Source organism: Brevibacillus sp. IT-7CA2 (assembly GCF_949767855.1).
Taxonomy (GTDB): Bacteria; Bacillota; Bacilli; order Brevibacillales; family Brevibacillaceae; genus Brevibacillus.
Genome location: NZ_CATKQT010000002.1, coordinates 24,075 through 42,166, shown reverse-complemented (window position 1 = coordinate 42,166; position 18,092 = coordinate 24,075). Strand labels below are relative to the sequence as shown.

The 18,092-nt window shown below is 49.3% G+C and carries 16 protein-coding genes; all 16 read right to left on the bottom strand.

The genetic code is table 11. The features are described 5' to 3' along the window. Positions 1 to 180: 180 nt before the first annotated feature. The 16 genes from ACM6JA_RS01180 to ACM6JA_RS01105 all read right to left on the bottom strand — a co-directional run bounded on the left by ACM6JA_RS01180 (position 181) and on the right by ACM6JA_RS01105 (position 18,046). Entirely contained in the window at positions 181 to 2,445 is a 2,265-nt protein-coding gene (locus ACM6JA_RS01180; protein WP_414850806.1) for a cellulose biosynthesis cyclic di-GMP-binding regulatory protein BcsB, read from the bottom strand. A 3-nt stretch (positions 2,446 to 2,448) separates the two neighbouring features. Further along, positions 2,449 to 3,735, bottom strand: a complete 1,287-nt coding sequence (locus ACM6JA_RS01175) for a glycosyltransferase family 2 protein (RefSeq protein WP_414850805.1) — start codon at positions 3,733 to 3,735, stop codon at positions 2,449 to 2,451. Then, on the bottom strand, positions 3,728 to 5,515 hold the full coding sequence (locus ACM6JA_RS01170; protein ID WP_414850804.1) for a DUF2334 domain-containing protein: 1,788 nt from the start codon (positions 5,513 to 5,515) through the stop codon (positions 3,728 to 3,730). The genes ACM6JA_RS01175 and ACM6JA_RS01170 overlap by 8 nt, the downstream gene beginning before the upstream one ends. Continuing rightward, on the bottom strand, positions 5,481 to 6,350 hold the full coding sequence (locus ACM6JA_RS01165; protein ID WP_414850803.1) for a GGDEF domain-containing protein: 870 nt from the start codon (positions 6,348 to 6,350) through the stop codon (positions 5,481 to 5,483). Before ACM6JA_RS01165 ends, ACM6JA_RS01170 begins: the two co-directional genes overlap by 35 nt. Further along, a complete protein-coding gene (locus ACM6JA_RS01160) occupies positions 6,331 to 7,383 on the bottom strand; it encodes a glycosyl hydrolase family 8 (RefSeq protein ID WP_414850802.1) in 1,053 nt (350 codons plus the stop codon). Before ACM6JA_RS01160 ends, ACM6JA_RS01165 begins: the two co-directional genes overlap by 20 nt. Positions 7,384 to 7,664: 281 nt before the next feature. Then, entirely contained in the window at positions 7,665 to 8,036 is a 372-nt protein-coding gene (locus tag ACM6JA_RS01155; protein ID WP_007729879.1) for a response regulator, read from the bottom strand. Between the two features lie 250 nt (positions 8,037 to 8,286). Next, positions 8,287 to 9,897: a gamma-glutamyltransferase gene (gene ggt / locus ACM6JA_RS01150; RefSeq protein WP_414850801.1), complete on the bottom strand. Its 1,611-nt coding sequence runs from the start codon at positions 9,895 to 9,897 to the stop codon at positions 8,287 to 8,289. 323 nt (positions 9,898 to 10,220) lie between these two features. After that, a complete protein-coding gene (locus ACM6JA_RS01145) occupies positions 10,221 to 10,751 on the bottom strand; it encodes a chromate transporter (RefSeq protein ID WP_007729877.1) in 531 nt (176 codons plus the stop codon). Continuing rightward, complete coding sequence (locus ACM6JA_RS01140; RefSeq protein WP_414850800.1) at positions 10,748 to 11,329, bottom strand: chromate transporter; 582 nt, start codon at positions 11,327 to 11,329, stop codon at positions 10,748 to 10,750. Before ACM6JA_RS01140 ends, ACM6JA_RS01145 begins: the two co-directional genes overlap by 4 nt. A 24-nt stretch (positions 11,330 to 11,353) precedes the next feature. Then, entirely contained in the window at positions 11,354 to 12,340 is a 987-nt protein-coding gene (locus tag ACM6JA_RS01135) for an ABC transporter ATP-binding protein (RefSeq protein ID WP_414850799.1), read from the bottom strand. Further along, complete coding sequence (locus ACM6JA_RS01130; RefSeq protein WP_026043173.1) at positions 12,337 to 13,311, bottom strand: ABC transporter ATP-binding protein; 975 nt, start codon at positions 13,309 to 13,311, stop codon at positions 12,337 to 12,339. The genes ACM6JA_RS01135 and ACM6JA_RS01130 overlap by 4 nt, the downstream gene beginning before the upstream one ends. 35 nt (positions 13,312 to 13,346) lie before the next feature. Continuing rightward, a complete protein-coding gene (locus tag ACM6JA_RS01125) occupies positions 13,347 to 14,177 on the bottom strand; it encodes an ABC transporter permease (protein ID WP_414850918.1) in 831 nt (276 codons plus the stop codon). Then, positions 14,177 to 15,133 (bottom strand): ABC transporter permease, encoded by a 957-nt coding sequence (locus tag ACM6JA_RS01120; protein ID WP_414850798.1) that lies wholly within the window; start codon positions 15,131 to 15,133, stop codon positions 14,177 to 14,179. The genes ACM6JA_RS01125 and ACM6JA_RS01120 overlap by 1 nt, the downstream gene beginning before the upstream one ends. Before the next feature lie 41 nt (positions 15,134 to 15,174). Further along, the gene (locus tag ACM6JA_RS01115) at positions 15,175 to 16,737 is read right to left on the bottom strand and encodes an ABC transporter substrate-binding protein (RefSeq protein WP_414850797.1); all 1,563 of its coding nucleotides are present in this window, start codon (positions 16,735 to 16,737) and stop codon (positions 15,175 to 15,177) included. Positions 16,738 to 16,856: 119 nt separating this feature from the next. Further along, entirely contained in the window at positions 16,857 to 17,333 is a 477-nt protein-coding gene (locus tag ACM6JA_RS01110) for an Lrp/AsnC family transcriptional regulator (protein ID WP_007729865.1), read from the bottom strand. A 242-nt stretch (positions 17,334 to 17,575) separates the two neighbouring features. Then, complete coding sequence (locus tag ACM6JA_RS01105) at positions 17,576 to 18,046, bottom strand: nucleoside deaminase (RefSeq protein ID WP_414850796.1); 471 nt, start codon at positions 18,044 to 18,046, stop codon at positions 17,576 to 17,578. Positions 18,047 to 18,092 lie beyond the last annotated feature (46 nt).

The following is an 18,092-nucleotide window of genomic DNA, read 5'->3' as shown; positions in this document are numbered from 1 at the left end:
TTTTTACTGCGAATCAAAATAGTAGTTTCTTAACTTTTCATAGGCACAAAGCCCCCTCATTCTGTAGCTTTACCCATTCTACTAGGATCATCTCAACAATTTCTGAACAAGAGACAAAAAGAAGAACAGGGACAGTTACCTATACGGCAACTTATCCCTGTTCTTCTTCATACTTTTTTACTATCTTCCTCTACGTGACTTCTCTTTCTCTTTTTTCAACAAGCGAATAAAGATCACCAGTACAATCAGGAATACCGCCAAAATCACTCCGATTAACCAGAGCGGGATATTGCCCACTACCTCATTTATGCCTTTTGTCTGTTTCTCTTCATGGTCTTCGAGCTGAATAGAGAAAACCTCGTTTGATTTACTCATCACAATAATTTGCCCATCTTCGTTGGAATTCTTCAGATACTCAAGTAGATCAGCATGAAGGAAGGTTCCCTGACTAGACTTACTCTCGTCTGCAGATTGGAAAACACTCAACGTCCGCTCTTGATTCCAGATCGAGGGCTGGACCCAGGCCACATAACGGCTCGCCTCGTTGATTACGTGGTATTGGTTCAACTGTTTAGCCTCATTGATCAAAAGCTGTCCCTGAACCTTCTGCAAGCTCGGGTACTGCTCCATATCCCCCATCGCAATCACATTGTACGAGGCGATCTCTTGCAAGGCCTTCTCGTTCAGAGGCTCCTGGAAAATGACGAAGGAGCTTCCCTTCTGATTGCTTACCTCCGACAGCATATTATTCATTAGCATCGAAAACTGGGACAAATAGGAACCTGTCCATTTTTCCGGCAGCAGGAAGGCGGTGTCCTTCAAACCTGCATCCTGCACAAAAGGAGCGGGCCAGTACCGGAAGCTACGCTGTGCGGGTACCTCGTGCGGCACGTTTAAACTACTTTCCTTATCCACAAACACCCAGCGCCCCATGTTGTTCTCAGGCGCACACACATCCCCCTTCTGGTTCATCGAAGCCGAGAAAGAGACTGTCAGAGCATGATTCGCCTCTTTGATGACAGACTGTGGAATGGGAATACTCACGTGGTAGTTATCGTTATCGTCCACTGCTTTCAACTGCTGGAGCATGACCGTATAAGGTACGCCATTTACCGTTACCGTCAACTGGTGCTGTGGCTTATCTTCCCCTTCATACTTCTGCATGAGCAATGGGGAAATCTTCAGTTTCAAATCAAGCGTGACGTCCCCGGTAATCTTCCAATGAGACGGTATTTTCAAGGTCACCTGCTCGGTACGGCTGTTTCCGTGCTCAAGCATCACATGCGAATATCCGCCTGAAGCCAAAGAAAGAGAAATCGGACTTTGCTCTGTTGCCTGTACACTAGGAACTTGCTTGACAGTCAGTTGATTCCCTGCCAACTGCTTGTTCATTTCCTTATCTGTTAGTAGATGAATCGTCTCGGCAAAGTTTGGCTCCTTGCCTCTCGACACCAAGAGCAAGAGCTTGGCTTCAGCAGATTGATTCACTCTCATCTGATAGTAATCGAGCCCCAGCTTTTGTTCCCTGGTCGCAATCCCCTGTTCAGCAACCAGTGTTTTGAGCGGGCCAGTCCACCCTTCTGGATTGCCGATCGCGATGACGTGTCCCAATTCTCCCTTTGCTTTCCACTCGCTCTCTGTCATGATCGGGATCGGGCGTTTCGTAGCTGTCTGGGCAGACAAGGATGTGGCTACCTTCAACGCAGCTGCCACCACATCTTGATCTGCGGCATCAGGAACGACGATCTTGGTAAACACTTCAGTCGAATTGCCCGGCTCTACGAACGGTACCGGGTACTCCCTCAACAGATCAGCAGACGAGGTTACGGCCTGGGTATCCAGAAAAGCAAAGGAGCTTTTATCGATTTTTACCCAGTTCGCAGGATCGTTCTGATCATCGCAAATGTTGTCGGTGAGCAGGCTATGCTTGGTGATGGTAATTTTGTGGAAGCCGATTGCCGTCTCGTCCGCTCCCAGCGGTACTCTGATTTTCCCTTGCTGGGCCGTCTCCTTGGTTAAAAACACGCTTTTCAACGGCTTGTCATCGACACTTACCGTCAAAGTAGAACGTGTGCCGTTCAGCAGCTCGGAATGACTAAATGAGATTTCCAGATAGTTGTTGCTTCCGATGGTTGCACGCGGAACACTGTAGAAGTAATCAAAGGACTCGTTTACCCCATCCAATGTGACCGGCTCACTCGTAAAACGCAAAACGGTTCCTGGTGTCTTGTCAAGTCCATTGGCTGCGTAAGTCGTTTTTGCTTGCTTAGCTAGGTTTGAAAAGGTAAACACAGCTGGGCGCATCGCCTGTCCCGATGGCGCAGTTGAACCGGCTTGTGTCGGTGCTGTCGTGCCTTGAGCGTAGAGCGTACCCACTCCTTGCCCAAAAAGGAGAGCGGTTACGGTCAATAGTGCAAACGCCGGTTTCCAATTGTTTCTCTTCATGTTTTACACCTGTCTTTCTGCTGGCGGTGCGGACTTCTTATCTGCCGCGAAACGCTCTGTCTTATACCATTTAAGCTCCTGTCGAAATACAACCCGCTTGAACTCCAGGTACAGGGCGTAGATGACCAGGACAATCCAGAGCTGTGAGTAAGTAAAATACATCAACAACACAATCAAGAAGTTTTTTACATTCAATTCAGTCCGCTCAATACTAAGTGCGATCATTACTTCAGTGACGTACAGGAAGTAAGCCAAAATCCAGAGAATCATGGCGACAATGCCTACCTGCAAATGCAAATCGACGAACATATTCGTCACAAACAGTACATCCGATACGATCACACCCATAAAGAACAGGAAATAAGTGAAGAAGAAGTAGATCAAATCAAACATGATGCTTTTCTTTCGCAAAGAGAAGATTCTCCACATGAACTTCAGCACAACGTACTGATTCCCTCGCGCCCATCGCGTCCTTTGCTTCCACCACACCTTCCAGCTTTCAGGCTCCTGCTCCCATGTGATCGCCGCCGGGAAGAAACGAATATAGTAGCCCTCATTGTAGACACGGATCGTCAGCTCGGTGTCTTCCGCGAGAGCTTTTTCATCCCAGCCACCCAGTTCCTCCACCAAGCTGCGGCGAATGGCGAAGTTGGTCCCCGGAATCGTCGTCACCCGGAACCAGAAAAATCGTCCTGCCTGCGCCATCCATTGAAAGCAGATCGTCTCGATGTTGATAAAACGTGTAAGCAAATTCGTAGCGGCGTTCACCACCCTGAATTTGCCGACAACAGCCCCTGCCTTTGGATCATTTAACAGTGCCAGAACGAGGTAGTAGACAGCTTTGCGCTCTGGCGTATTATCAGCGTCATAGACCACGATGACTTCTCCTGTGGAATGAGCCAAGCCTTGGTTGAGCGCACCCGATTTTCCTTTTCCGGCATGAGGAGGCTTGGTGTGGACAACCTTCACGTACGGGTATTTGCTGGCGTATTCATCGGCGATTTCACCCGTGCGATCACGCGAGTTGTCATTGATGACGACAATCTCCAGCTTGTCTTTCGGATAATCCAACCTCAGCATCGCCTTAATGGTCCGTTCGATGACGACTTCCTCATTGTGAGCGGGGATCAGAACGCTTACCTTTGGCAGCGGATGCTGGTTTTTTTCCCACTCTGGAATGGGTCGTCTATATCGCAGGTAGTGAAAATACCCACCCTGCATCAAGAACATATGGTACAGCAGCATAATCCAGATGACAGACAGGGAGAGATAAAATAAAGCATTAGCCATCGAGATCACGCTCCATAAATAGTTGTTTGCGCAGGTTAGCCCGATTGCGCCACGTATACAACATAAACAGCATGACCATGACAGACACGAGTCCGGCAATGCCCCATAGTACGAGCTGTACCCACCCATTTTCACGCAGGAAATCCTGAAGATTTTGGTAAATATCCGAAGCCTTCAACGTTGAACCCTGCTCCTTTAAAGACTCGGCGAGGATAGGTGGCTCACTAGCTTCCTGACCGCTATCCAGACTGATTTCCTGTCCGCTCAGCCCGCGGACGCCTATCCACTTCACATCAGGCAGGGTCTCCACGTAGGCAATCATTTCTTTTAAAGGTTTTATTCCTAAATAGGGATGAAAAAACATGCTGACCATGCCATCGCGTACAAAGCTGACTTCTCTGTATTTGTCCTTGATATCCTGCATCGGAGTAGAAGAGGCGGGATCGTAATACCCGACTGTTTCCGGCAGGAGGGTCATTCCGTGCAAAAAGGCCGGCTTCGACACGAAAGGAGGTGCTCCCATGTGTACCCAGTCCCTGTCATTAAACTGAAGCTGGCCAAGGACATAAGGAAAGTAGCGGGCCATGACCTCGTACCCTTTTTGGCTCATCGTGTAGTGCGGGGCCTCAAAAGCGACCGGAGCCAGACCCAGCTCGGTCAGTTCCTTGATTCCCGTCTCCATGCGTGTCTGTATATAATGCTCCTCATATTCTTTTAGCGACTGCTGATAGGTCTCATAATCGGTCTGAGACGCAAACGCATGCCTTTTCTTCAAAGGAGTCTCGTCGTCCGGAGCTTTGGAGACTGGCGAGTTGTTTTCGATGTCCCAAAACTCCGACCCTTCCCCTGTTTCCGAATTGCGATAGTGGTGCATGTATCCGTGCAGTACGATGCTTGCTCCTCTTTTTTGCAACTCCCGCAGAACATTGAGCATCTCTGGGCGATCCTTCAGATGGACCATCTCGTGCGTCTCGGAGTTTTCGTACACCGGAATAAGCGCAATGACAAAAGGAATCCCCTTGTCTGCCAAATAACTCCCCGCCTCCCAGACCAGCTTGGGATCGGAATGGGGGTGTACGTCCTCCAGACGGATCAACGCGTAACGCCCCGCGTCATGCGGTTGCTTGAAAACCTCGTGTAGTGCTTCTGACACAAAGAGGGAGAAGGGCGAAGTGAAATTGGAGCTAGCAAAATACGCTGTCTTTCCGTTCTGAACCATCAGCGGGTATGTATACATCCCCTTCCAGCCCTCAAGCAAAACATCGCCTTGAGATAGCGAGATATGCCCCACCAAATAGTTGTCATTCAGCAGGACTTGGTCAACACCCTTAGGCTTTGATACCTTCTGGATATCCACCTGTCCGTTCACCTGGAAAAAGGAAAACCGCGCTCCCAACTGCTCTACGTTTTTGCCAAGCGCAAGCCAGGTACCCTGAAAGCGTTGCATGATTTGCCTCGAAGAACTGCTCAAATCCTTCGAGATGCTACCGAAGTAGACGAGGTGTGTGACTCCGTCCAAATCTCGCTCGGTCAATACCTCGTCCGCCACATAGGTGAGCTTTGAGCTGTAATGTCCCAGCACCAGATCAAGCATGCGCACTTCATCCGTCAAGGCTCCGTCTTGGGTCGAGTAGACGACCAGTACCTCTGGCTCTTGTCCCGCCCGCTCCGCAGCGTACAGCTTACCCCCTGTTCCAGCCAGCAGCAAGAGCACCGCAAGCAAAGAAACGACTATGCGGCAGCGATTATTGAATGTATTGTTCCAGCTCTTGTTTGGCACGTTGCACCATCTCCAAATGGTCACTCACATCTTCCGCGTAATGACTGATTCCAAACCCGATCGTCAGTGTGACCTGCTTTTTGTCATTCTCCAAATTGTGGACGGATAGGAGCCTTTCGATCTTTTTGACGACTACTTCCGCCCCTTCCTCATGGCTGTTGCTCAAAATAACAGCGAAGGTTCCTGAGCCCTGCTCCCCGCGGTCGAGACGAAACTTGCGGTCTGTCAATCGCGTGTTGTTGCGTAGTATGGTTGAGAGCGAGCTGAGCAGATAATCTCCCTCTTTTGGACCGTACAAGCGATGGAAGGAATCCAGATACAGGACTTCAATGAGCATCAGCGAAAAAGGGATGCCTGTCCGACGAGAGCGGCTACATTCTTCTTCCAAATCAAAGAGCAGTCGTTTCTCATTTGAAAAGCCCGTCACTTCGTCGATCGTCACCAGCTCGTCAAACTTCCCAACCATCTCCTGATGCTCGGCCACTGTCCGCCTCACCAAGCGATGGATCAAGCCGGTCAGAACGGCAGCGCCAAGAAAGAGTCCCATCCAGATGACGATGTCAGAGAAGGAAAAGGAAATCGTCCAGCCAGCAAACATGCCCCAAATTAACAAACTGCCAAAGGCGAATAAGCTGATCAGGGCGAGCCCCAGGCTAGCCAACAGCCCAAAAATGATACCCGTCAGGCTAATGACCAGTGTCCAGACCAACAATAAGGCTGGGATCAGCGGCAGAGCAGGCATACCCACCGCAAACAGGGCGAGCAGAATGATGAAAAGCAAAAACAACACTTGATAACTGATAAATTTACCGTTTTTACTGAAGCGTTCCCTCATTGAACAACCTCCTTTCTGCGAGCAGTGGAAGCAGATTGTCAAACGAATGCGTGTCCATCTGACTCATGTCCACGTAACCGCCATAGAACTCGCTTTCTGGACGTCGAATCTGCTGACGAACCATCCGTTCATATAAATCACGGGCAAACGTGTAATCCTTAAGCTCGCTCGCTGTCAGGATCGCCAAGCTGTACACAGCTGGAGACTCGTACGATACCAGCGGTTTCTTGGTACTGGCATCGTATCTGCCATACAATAGGCCATTACGCGCAAACTCATCTTTGAGAAACGCCCACAACTCTGGGGATGATATGCCTACTTGTGCGCGATGGTAGCCGATGTACAACTGGTCGATCAGATTCACTTCCTGATGATAGACATACTCCTTGCTGCCCAACTGATAAGAAAATGGGAAAAACCCGTTTTTGGTCGGCAACGTGTTCAGAAAGGAATGTACTTGATTATTCAATTCTTTGCTCACCTGTTGATGCTTCTCCATCAATTGAATCGCTGAAGCATTCAAATAGGAGAGTGTCAGGTAATCACTGGCTACCTTATAATGGCGATCGTAAAAATCGACCAGCAGCCCCTCTCGACTCTGGTTCTCCACGATGCTTTGTCCAACTTCATTAGCCAATTGGATATAGCTCTCGTCTCCCCATTTTTCGCCTGCCATGTAAAGAGCTTCTGCGATCCTCAGGTCATCCACCAATGCATTGGTCGCGACTGGGGTCTCATTCCCTCCACCCGCTTTCCAAGCAATCCATCCATCCTGATAATCGTAGGCTTTCATGACCTCTACATTCTTAGCGAAGAGGGCTTGATCCCCTTTTTCCACTGCGTACAGCATCCACAGACCAAGCGATTCCGAAAGGGTCTCTGCCCCTTTTGCAACACTCGGGTCATTAGATGTAGCAGGCTTCATATTTGTTTTCAAGGTCTGATCGTCATTCGTCAAATGCTCCTTGATAAAGAGCTCGCCCGGCAAAAGCCTGACGTATTCGGAGCTACTGGTATTTTGTTCCGATTTCATGGCAGACGGCACCCCCTGAAAAAAGCATCCACTCAAGATGAGGACAAGTAGGGAGACTGCTATCATGGGAAAGCGAAAATCTTTCAACATGCTCACGCCTTTTTAACAAGTTTCTATCTCGCTACGATTCATCCCGGTTTCAATGAACCTAGCGAAAGGTGTCGCACTTCCTATTATAATCCATCCGTTAAAAAGGTAGAGAAAACTCCGCCTTCACTCGACAAAAGAACCCATAACTTTCTGTGATCAAAATTCCATACTAACATCACTGTTATTTTGTTTCACCTAGTATCTGTTTCCAACAAATGTTGAACAGCCCATTCAATCCTCTCGAACTGTAAGGGCTTTGCGATAAAATCACGTGCACCTGCCTGGATCGCTTTGATGACAGTGTCGCGTCGTGCAACTGCGGAGCAAATAATGATCTTCGCATCCTTATCCAGCTCCATAATTTTCCGGGAAGCAACCAAACCGTTCATGCCCGGCATGGTAATATCCATCATGACGAGTGTCGGTCGATACAAACAATAATTTCTAACAGCCTCCTCCCCTGAATCAGCTTCTGCAACTACCTCAATACCTAATTTCTCAAACATGTTACGCAGCACGAGTCTCGTAAACGCTGTATCATCAACAATTAAAATGCTATTCATCCAAATTGTTTTCTCCTATCTTTTATACCACGACTTTCGAACTATCAGAAAAATTTCCTATACTCAAAAACGACATGATCTGACCATTTTCTACATTCTACTAAGATCATCTAAACAATTTCTGAACAAGAGAACATCGTCAAAAGAAGAGAATAGGCATAAAGAACTACATTATACCTATCTATCGAAATAAAAAAGGCCGAAGCATCAGCTTCGGCTCAACTCATTCTTCTATTCGATTCTCTTTTCCCTACCAAGCTGCAATACAACTATCCGTACGCATATCAGTACCACCGCTCAGCACACCATTTTCATCACGCCAAATGATTTGACCGCGCCCGAAGTAATTGCCGAGCTGCGCCCACTTGATGGTATGGCCCCTGCGCTCCAAGCCTTGTGCCAAATGCTCCGGGAAATGGCGCTCCAGCTCCACCGTTTTGCCTTCCATCCACTGCCAGCGCGGCGCATCGAGCGAAGCTTGCGGATTGAGGTGGAAGTCGATGGTGTTCATGACCACCTGTACGTGTCCTTGTGGCTGCATGAAGCCGCCCATTACGCCGAATGGCCCCACTGCTTTTCCATCCTTCGTCAAGAAGCCCGGGATAATGGTGTGGAACGTTCTTTTGCCTGGCTCCAAGCAATTGTCATGAGCAGGGTCCAGCGAGAAGTTGTGACCGCGGTTTTGCATAGCGATCCCTGTCCCCGGCACAACTACCCCCGAACCAAAGCCCATGTAATTGCTTTGGATAAAGGAAACCATGTTGCCCTCACCGTCAGCAGTGGCCAAATAGACCGTGCCGCTCGTTTTCGGCTGACCCGGCTCTGGCGTAAATGCTTCATGACCAATCAGTGCACGTCGAGTATCAGCGTATTCCTCTGACAACAATGCTTCCTTGGAAACTTTCATTTTGCTCTCTTCTGTGATGTATTTCAATCCATCAACAAATGCCAGCTTCATCGCTTCGATTTGCTTGTGATACGTTTCCGTCGTGTCTTTTACGTCAAAATCAAAGCCCTTCAGAATGTTCAACGCCATCAGACCGATCATCCCTTGCCCATTCGGCGGGATCTCCCACACATCATAGCCGCGGTAGTTGACACTGATCGGCTTCACCCATTCCGGCTCATAGGCAGCCAAGTCTTCTTTACGCAAGTAGCCGTCGCACTCACGGGAGAATGCGTCGATCTTGTCTGCCAGCTCTCCGCGATAGAAGCTCTCTGCATTTGTTTCCGCGATTTGACGCAGCGTCTCAGCATGACCCGGCGACTTCCAGATGTCACCCGCTTTTGGCACCTTGCCATCTGGCGTAAAGGTAGAGAACCAATGCGCGAACTCTTCCCCTTTGCATTGCTGGGAAAACTTTTTGTGTGCGGCATTCCAATAATGTGCCAATGTTGGCGATACCGGATAGCCATTCTCCGCATAATCAATCGCTGGCTGCAAAACCTCCGTCATCGGAAGGCGTCCAAAACGCTTGGACAAGGCAGCCCACGCAGCAGGTGCGCCAGGCACAGTGACAGGGGTCCAGCCGTAGGTCGGCATTTCTTCCAGACCTTTTGCTTTTAATGCCTCGATGGAGATTCCTTGTGGAGCAGGTCCGCTTGCATTCAGTCCATGCAGCTCGTCTTTGATCCACACGAGGGCAAAGGCGTCTCCCCCGATGCCGTTCGAGGTCGGTTCGACTACAGTCAGGCACGCAGCCGTTGCAATCGCCGCATCCACCGCATTTCCGCCCTTTTTCAATATATCGAGACCAGCTTGTGCCGCCAGTGGCTGCGAAGTCGCTACCATACCGTTCTTGGCAAAAGTCGTCACACGCTTCGATGCGTATGGGTATTCCATTGCGTCATAATTAACCATGATTCAAGCCTCCTAAATCGTTCGTTTAGCCGATAAGAAAGACCATAAGAAATGCACTGAAGGTCCTTTTGGTTTGAGTCAACATAGTGGAGGAGAAGAAAAAGCACAGTTCTCTTCGACTCTGACACGCCAGCATTGGGGATTCACTGTCCGTCTCCACTTCCAAAAGGGGACCGTCGAGCCAAAGCCACCCTACGGGCGGAAGTTTCTCAGGGAAGACGTGTTCGACAAGCGGGTCCCCTTTTGGAAGTTCCGACTGGGTAGGCGTTGTCAAGGTCTACGAGCCCTGTGCTTTTTCTTCTTACCAGCTTACGTAAACTTTCCTAGCCGATGAAAACAAACCCGTACGCCATTGCTCCCAGAATGACAAAAGCGGGATGGACCTTCCATGTTTCGAGCAGAAGGTAGGATGCCACTGTCAAAATCCCTGTTTGCATCCAGCCGATTCCCTCGACTGCGCCCATCAGGAATTGATACGTCATCGTTCCGAGCAAGACAGTAACGACTGGACGTACCGACTGGGTCATCGCTTTTACCTGTGGAGCACTCCGAAATAAGTTAATAAAACCCATCAGTAAGACCATCGCGATCGCTGTCGGAGCAACCGTTGCAAATAATGCGACTACTGCACCCGGTACACCCGCTACCTGATAGCCAATGTACCCAGCGAGCTTGGTCGCGATTGGGCTGGGCAGCGCGTTTCCTACCGCCAGCACTTCTCCGAATTCCTGTACAGTCATCCACTGGTAATGGTCAACCACTTCATTTTGGATCAAAGGAATGCTCGGTGGTCCTCCCCCGTACCCCAAAATGTTGGAGATGAAAAAGGCCCAAAATAATTGCAGGTAGATCATGCTACTCCCTCCTTGCCGTCCTTGTCCTTGCGCTTGCGGACAGACCAGGTAGAGTAGGCAAATGAAACGACCAGCGCAATCCCTACTACGATACCCGGATGCCAATCAAGGAAGATCAACGCTACGAGTGAGAGAGCGAGGGAAAAGCTCACACCTGCTTTGCTGGACGCTCCCTTCCAGCCCTTTGAAAGGAATTCCCACGTAAGGACGCCTGTCATGACTGCGATTACCGGACCGATTGCCTGGATCATGCCGTATACACCCGGCGCATCCTTCCATTGATAAATGACTTGCAGCAAACCGATCATCACAAGCACGATTGGCATCACTACTGCGATGTTTGCCACTAATGCACCCTTCCAGCCTTTTACCCGATAGCCGATAAATGCGGCCAGCTTGGTCGCAATGGGCCCTGGAAGAGCGTTGGCGAGCGCCAGATTGTCGGAAAAGTCCTCATCTGTCACCCATTTGTACTTTTTCACGCATTCGGTGTAAAAGAGGGGAACCATCGTAGGTCCTCCCCCAAATCCGAAGATTCCGATACGGAAAAAGGCGAGAAATAATTGCCAGTAAATCATAGCTGTACCTCCATCCTTGCCTAGCTAGCGGAAAAGTTCGCCCGATGGCACCAAATGACAGGAGACCAGTTGGCCCTTGCCGATGTCTGACAGACTGGGCACCTGCGTCTTGCAAGTCTCTGTCGCATATGGACAACGCGGATGAAAGGTGCAACCGCTCGGTGGATTTGCTGGACTCGGCAAATCGCCTGTCAACAAGATCCGTTCTCGCTTTTGCCGTGGTTTCGCTACTGGAACAGCCGAGAGCAACGCCCGTGTATACGGATGACTCGGGTTCTCAAATAACGTCCGCTTGTCAGCAATTTCTACGATCCGCCCCAAATACATCACCGCGATCCGGTCGCACAAGTGCTTCACGACCGACAAATCATGCGAAATGAACATCAGGGTCAGATTAAATTCTTTTTTCAAATCCTTCAACAAATTGAGTACCTGTGATTGAATCGATACGTCCAATGCAGATACGGGCTCGTCGGCAATGATCAGCTTTGGTTTTACGACCAGTGCGCGGGCGATTCCAATCCGCTGCCTCTGTCCGCCGGAAAAATCGTGTGGATGGCGGTTCAGATGTTCTTTTCGCAAGCCAACGACCTGAATAATCTCTTCGATGACTTTTTCCCGCTCTGCCTTTGTCCCGATGTTGTGCACCATCAGCGACTCCATCAAAATCTGCTTGATCGTCATCCGCGGATTCAGCGAAGCGTATGGGTCCTGAAAAATCATTTGCAGGTTTCGCCGCATGACGCGCATTTCTTCTTTGGGAAGCTTCGCTAAATCTTTGCCATCAAACCAGACTTCTCCTGCTGTCGGCTCCAAGAGGCGTAGAATCGTTCGGCCCGTCGTAGACTTGCCGCAGCCCGATTCCCCTACAATGCCAAGCGTTTCACCCGGATACACTGTCAGATCAATACCATCGACTGCTTTGACATGTCCCGTCGTCCGCTTCAAAAAGCCACCCTTGATGGGAAAATGCTGTTGCAGCCCTTTTACTTCTAAGAGAGGTGTCGTCATGCCTGTTCTCCCTCCTTCGCGTACAGCCAGCAGCGACATTTTTGATTGTCCAGTTGCAAGAGTTCAGGGGGCTTTTCGTGACAAATCGCAATTGCTTGCGAACAGCGCGGGGCAAAACGGCAGCCCACTGGCATTTGATACGGCAGGGGAACCGCTCCCGGTATGGTTTCCAGATATTCGCGTTCTTCGTCCAGCTCAGGAATCGAGTTCATCAGCCCGATCGTATACGGATGCTTCGGACTGTCAAACAGCGTATCGACATCAGTCTCCTCTACGACTTGGCCGGCATACATGACGATAACGCGGTCACACATCTCGGCAACTACACCCAAATCATGCGTAATCAGCATGATGGAGGTTCCGGTCTTTTCTTTTAAATCGCGCATCAAATCGAGAATTTGCGCTTGAATCGTCACATCGAGTGCCGTTGTCGGCTCGTCTGCAATAATCAGCTTCGGATCGCAGGACATCGCCATCGCGATCATGACACGCTGGCGCATCCCTCCTGAGAGCTGATGCGGAAACTCTCCGTAAATCTCTTCGGCACGAGGCATTCCGACTGCTTTTAGCATCGCAATCGCCCTTTCCTTTGCCTCTGCCTTCGTTACCTTGCGATGCAGCATGACTGCTTCCTCAATCTGTTTGCCTACGGTATGCAGCGGATTGAGAGATGTCATTGGCTCTTGAAAAATCATCGCGATTTCATTACCGCGAACACCTTGCATTTCTTTTTCCGACAGCGCAAGCACGTTCTTCCCATTGAAGCGAATCGATCCTTCCGTGCTTCCGTTGGGCGGCAGCAAGCGCATGATCGACAGGCTGGTTACACTCTTCCCACAGCCGGATTCGCCCACGACGCCAAGCGTTTCACCAGCACGGATAAAGAAGTCGACGCCGTCCACGACACTGACGACACCGCTGTCCGTGCGAAAACGGGTTCTCAGCTGTTCCACTTCCAAGATGGTCGTCATCTGCTCCACTCCTTTTCTCCCGTGTAGGGCATTCATTATTTACGTGCGCGCGGGTCCAGAACTTGCTGTAGACCATCCCCCAACAAGTTGAAGCCCAGCACGACTAAAAAGATCGCAATCCCCGGATAAAACGTCGCATAGGGCGCGACGGACATAAGCGTTTGTGCTTGGTTTAGCATGCTGCCCCAGGAGGGAGTCGGCGGCTGTACACCCAATCCGAGATAGGATAAGGATGCTTCTGCGATAATCCCGGACGCCATTGCCAAGGTCGCTTGAATCACAATCGGGTTCATGGCATTCGGCAAAATGTGGCGGAAAATAATGCGTGTATCCTTTACCCCAACCGAACGTGCTGCTTGAATATACTCCATATTCCGAAGCGAAAGAACTTGACCGCGTGTAATCCGTATAAATGCAGGGGCAAAACCAATCCCAATCGCCAGCATGGCATTCCCAAAGCCTGAACCGAGCACCGCCGAAATCGCCAGAGCCAGAATCAAAAATGGAAAGGCCTGCATCGCATCGACGCTCCGCATGACGATCCACTCATCCCAAAAGCCGCGGTAGTAACCGGACAACAGTCCAATCGGCACCCCGATCAGCATCGCAATACCGACAGAGATCAGCGCTGCCTGAATGGAGATGCGCGCCCCGTAAACAACACGGGAGAAAATATCCCGACCGAGATCATCGGTCCCAAACAAATGCTCACCATCTGGCGACATCAAAATTTTGTTATAGTCTTGAGCATTGGGGTCGAAGGGTGCGATCAGCGGCGCGAAAATCGCCACCAAGATCAATCCGAGGATAATCACCGCTCCGATGACGCCCAAACCATTCCGGAGAAATTTGCCCACGGTTTTCATCACTCACCTGCTCCTTTCCCAGCCTTGATGCGCGGATCAATGACAGCGTACAAAATATCGACAATCAGGTTTACCAAGACAACGAGAACCGCAGAAACAAGAATGGCTCCTTGAACCGTTACGTAGTCACGTTTGAATACAGATTCCACAATCAGACGGCCAAAGCCAGGAATCGAAAAAATTGACTCGGTAATCACCAGACCACCCAACAATCCTGCGATCATCAAACCCGAGGTCGTTACCACTGGAACCATCGCATTTCTCAGCGCATGCCCCAGAATCGTGCGAGCCTCATTCAATCCCTTCGCTTTCGCTGTCCGAATAAAGTCCATGCTCACGACATCGAGCAAAGAAGAACGCAGCATTCGCATTAATACGGCAGATTCCCGCAAGCCCGTTGCCAAACAGGGCAGAATCATAGCCATCAGGTTTTGTGTAGGATTCTCGGAAAACGGTACATAACCGGATGAAGGCAGCCACTGGTTTTCCACGGCAAAGAAAATAATCATCATCATCGCCAGCCAGAAGCTGGGGATACTCATACCGCCTAGCGCAGTAAAGGTACTTGTATAGTCAATCCAGGTCCCGCGTCGCACGGCCGCGAGAATTCCCGCAGGAAACGCAATCAGAATCGCTACCAAGAACGTTCCGATCGTCAATTCCACGGTAGCTGGGAGTCTTTGCATAATTAAGTCTGCGACCGGCACACGGTCCGTAATCGATATTCCCAAATCACCCGTTACCACTTTTCCTAGCCAGGAAAAATACTGCACCACGATCGGCTGATCCAATCCCAGCTCGGTTCGCAGTGCCGCATAGGCTTCCGGTGTCGCTTCCTCTCCTAAAATGACCCGGGCAGGATCGCCCGGGATCATATGAATCAAAGAGAATGTCATAATCGACACCAGCAGGAGAATAGGGATTGTCAGCAATAGACGCCTGATTATGAACATCATGACAATTCCTCCTTGCTCTTGCTGTTATAGTGTTGCGCTACCTATTGCTTGTCCAAATTGGCTGTACGGATCAAACCGTCTGGGACATACGTAAAGCCGGTTACTTTCTTGTTCATGCCGAGCAGTACATATTGGTGGTACATGTAGGCATAGCCCGCTTCTTCTTGCAGCAATGTGGCAGCTTCGTCATACAGCGCCTTACGTTTTGCTTCGTCCAGCTCACCACGTGCTTTGATGACCAGTTCATCCAGCTTAGGAATGGAAATACGGCCATCGTTGTTCGATGTATCTGTTACGACGAAGTCATGGAAGTTTTGGTCAGGGTCCTGACGTCCAGACCAGCCCAATTGCATTGCTTCAAATTCGCCTTTATCGCCTGTTTCGATCAATTGTCCATATTCCAATTTTTCCAATGTCACATTGATGTTGTGTTGTTTCAGCATGTTTTGCAGTACCGCACCCAGTTGCTCATTCTCTGGAGAAGTAGAGATATACAGCTTGAAGTTAAATCCGTTTAGTTGACCGCCCTTCGCGAGCAAATCCTTGATTTCCGCTGCATCCGGTGGCTTCGGTGTGTTCAGTGCTTCATTGTAAGCCAGACTGCCTTTTGTAAATGCTGTCCGAGCCGGTGCCGCATAGCCGTTAAACAGTACTTTTACCAGGGCTTCACGGTCAATGGCACGATCCACAGCCTGACGGAGGTACTTGTTGTCAAACGGCGGGCGGGAGTTGTTCAAGTAAAGACCTTGGTAACCCATGCCGGATTCCGCGACCAATTGCAGGTTCGCATCGCCCTTGATTGCAGGAATTTCTTTTACAGGGGTATCATCGATGATATCCAGCATGCCGGAGCGCAGGTTTTGTACCTTCGCTGTTCCGTTCGTGAATACTTTGTAGTTCACCTCATCGATCTTCACTTGACCATTCCAGTAGTTTTCATTTTTCTTCAGCGTCACGTGGTCGCCTTTTACTTGTTCAACAAAAACATATGGACCTGTACCAACGGGATGATTGAGGTATTGATCGCCATGTTCCTTCACTGCTTTTGGCGATACCATAATGCCCGAACGGTCAGTCAAGACGGACAAGAATGGAGCGAAGGGCTCTTTCATCTGGATTTTTATGGTCTGCTTGTCCACTACGGCAACCGAATCTACGAATTTCAATTCGCCTTTCCGGCGGGACTTCTCATCGTTCATGTTGCGCTCGAAGTTGAATTTCACTGCCTCAGCATCAAACTCCGTGCCATCGTGGAATTTCACGCCCTGCTTCAGCTTCAATGTATAGGTCTTGCCGTCTGGCGTTACTTCATACGATTCCGCCAGCATTGGCACTATTTTTCCTTCTGAATCGATATCAAACAGCTTGTCATAGAGGCTCGCGTATACTTGACGGTCGTAAAGCGAAGTCGAGGTGTTTGGGTCCATTGACGGCGGGTCTGCCTTTAACCCAATATTCAGTACTTTTTTGCCGGAGGCTGGCGCTGTTGTTCCGGCTTTGCCGTTTTCTGTAGTCGCACTGTTTCCTCCTCCACAGCCTGTAACCAATAAAACTGTCCCCAGAACAGCACTGAGCATTGCTTTGCTCACTTTGGTCGAAAACATAGGATGACCCCTTTTCTCTCGTTTTTTCTCTAGTCTCTACTCAGAATCGTTCGGCATTCATTTCATAATCCCAACGGATTTTCGCCCGATGGCATTCCCCCTTCCAAGGTCACTCGTATCTAACGGATAAAGTTATACTTGGACTTCAGTATTTTCAATTCGTTAATGACATTCGTTTTGGAGATGCCAGGAATCTTGTGTAGCTTTTTGAGCAAAAATTGCGATAATTCTTCATTGCTTGTTACGAGCACCTGTGTGAAAAGCTGATATTCACCAGAAGTGAGTACGATGAGCCTAATCTCTACGGTATCCGTTAATGCAGCCACCACATCGTCTAGCTTTTCCGCATCCACAGCCACTTGAATCATCGCCTGTACGTGAAACCCTGCCTTGACTGGATTGACAATACCGACCAGACTCAGGGCACCTTCGTCCTGCAATTGCTGGACGCGCATGCGGATCGTCTTTTCCGTGACCCCGAGGTCCTTCGCAATCTGGGTAAACGGCAAGCGTGCATTTGCTTGCAAGGCGCGAATGATCCCATAGTCGATGTCATCTAAATCAGGATAAAGTGATCTTCGAAAAGTTTCTTCCATATAAGCACACCTTTATTCGTCTTTTTTTAATAATATTCAACCTTATTACAGCTCTATTTTAGAAAATTTGGTCGAATTTCATAACGATTGTTGTTACTATAATACGATTTTCGACATAGCGCAATACCTTTATCTGAAAATTTTATTTTGAAAGCATTTTCATTCTATTTTTTCTTTCCACCTATTCTCACTATAAATAAAGCGAAGAAAAAGAGCCTACTCCGCTTGGGAGAGGCTCTCTATTAATATTCGATACGGTCCAGAGATTGTGACCATGCTTCAAATGGACTCCGTCTATTCGCAAGATTGATTCTCTGAAAAGGAATACTGCGCTCTTCATGAGAGAGAACAATCTGCTCATAAATAAACTGATCATCAAAACCGACATGCGCCGCATCTTCTTTCGTGCAAGCGTAATAGACATTGCGCGGTCTGGCCCAATAGATGGCTCCCAGACACATCGGACACGGCTCACAGCTTGTATACAGGTCACAATCGTTTAATTGAAAGGTTTGGAGATGACGACACGCTTCCCGAATTGCTTGAATTTCGGCATGTGCAGTAGGGTCATTACTCGTCGTCACTTCATTACGCCCTCGCCCGATTACCTGCCCATCCTTCACGACAAGGGCTCCAAACGGTCCGCCTATTTTATCACGTACATTTTCAAACGCAATCTGTACGGCTTGCCCCATCCATGTCTCTCGTTCCATCCGCTTACCCCCTCGCATCCTTCTCCTTTTATCCTATGTCCATGCG

Excerpts from the sequence above, each read along its gene's own strand:
- ACM6JA_RS01180 (WP_414850806.1), bottom strand. The coding sequence starts at position 2,445 with ATGAAGAGAAACAATTGGAAACCGGCGTTTGCACTATTGACCGTAACC.
- ACM6JA_RS01175 (WP_414850805.1), bottom strand. The coding sequence starts at position 3,735 with ATGGCTAATGCTTTATTTTATCTCTCCCTGTCTGTCATCTGGATTATG.
- ACM6JA_RS01165 (WP_414850803.1), bottom strand. The coding sequence starts at position 6,350 with ATGAGGGAACGCTTCAGTAAAAACGGTAAATTTATCAGTTATCAAGTG.
- ACM6JA_RS01160 (WP_414850802.1), bottom strand. The coding sequence starts at position 7,383 with ATGAAATCGGAACAAAATACCAGTAGCTCCGAATACGTCAGGCTTTTG.
- ACM6JA_RS01155 (WP_007729879.1), bottom strand. The coding sequence starts at position 8,036 with ATGAATAGCATTTTAATTGTTGATGATACAGCGTTTACGAGACTCGTG.
- ggt (WP_414850801.1), bottom strand. The coding sequence starts at position 9,897 with ATGGTTAATTATGACGCAATGGAATACCCATACGCATCGAAGCGTGTG.
- ACM6JA_RS01145 (WP_007729877.1), bottom strand. The coding sequence starts at position 10,751 with ATGATCTACCTGCAATTATTTTGGGCCTTTTTCATCTCCAACATTTTG.
- ACM6JA_RS01140 (WP_414850800.1), bottom strand. The coding sequence starts at position 11,329 with ATGATTTACTGGCAATTATTTCTCGCCTTTTTCCGTATCGGAATCTTC.
- ACM6JA_RS01135 (WP_414850799.1), bottom strand. The coding sequence starts at position 12,340 with ATGACGACACCTCTCTTAGAAGTAAAAGGGCTGCAACAGCATTTTCCC.
- ACM6JA_RS01130 (WP_026043173.1), bottom strand. The coding sequence starts at position 13,311 with ATGACGACCATCTTGGAAGTGGAACAGCTGAGAACCCGTTTTCGCACG.
- ACM6JA_RS01125 (WP_414850918.1), bottom strand. The coding sequence starts at position 14,177 with ATGAAAACCGTGGGCAAATTTCTCCGGAATGGTTTGGGCGTCATCGGA.
- ACM6JA_RS01120 (WP_414850798.1), bottom strand. The coding sequence starts at position 15,133 with ATGATGTTCATAATCAGGCGTCTATTGCTGACAATCCCTATTCTCCTG.
- ACM6JA_RS01115 (WP_414850797.1), bottom strand. The coding sequence starts at position 16,737 with ATGTTTTCGACCAAAGTGAGCAAAGCAATGCTCAGTGCTGTTCTGGGG.
- ACM6JA_RS01110 (WP_007729865.1), bottom strand. The coding sequence starts at position 17,333 with ATGGAAGAAACTTTTCGAAGATCACTTTATCCTGATTTAGATGACATC.
- ACM6JA_RS01105 (WP_414850796.1), bottom strand. The coding sequence starts at position 18,046 with ATGGAACGAGAGACATGGATGGGGCAAGCCGTACAGATTGCGTTTGAA.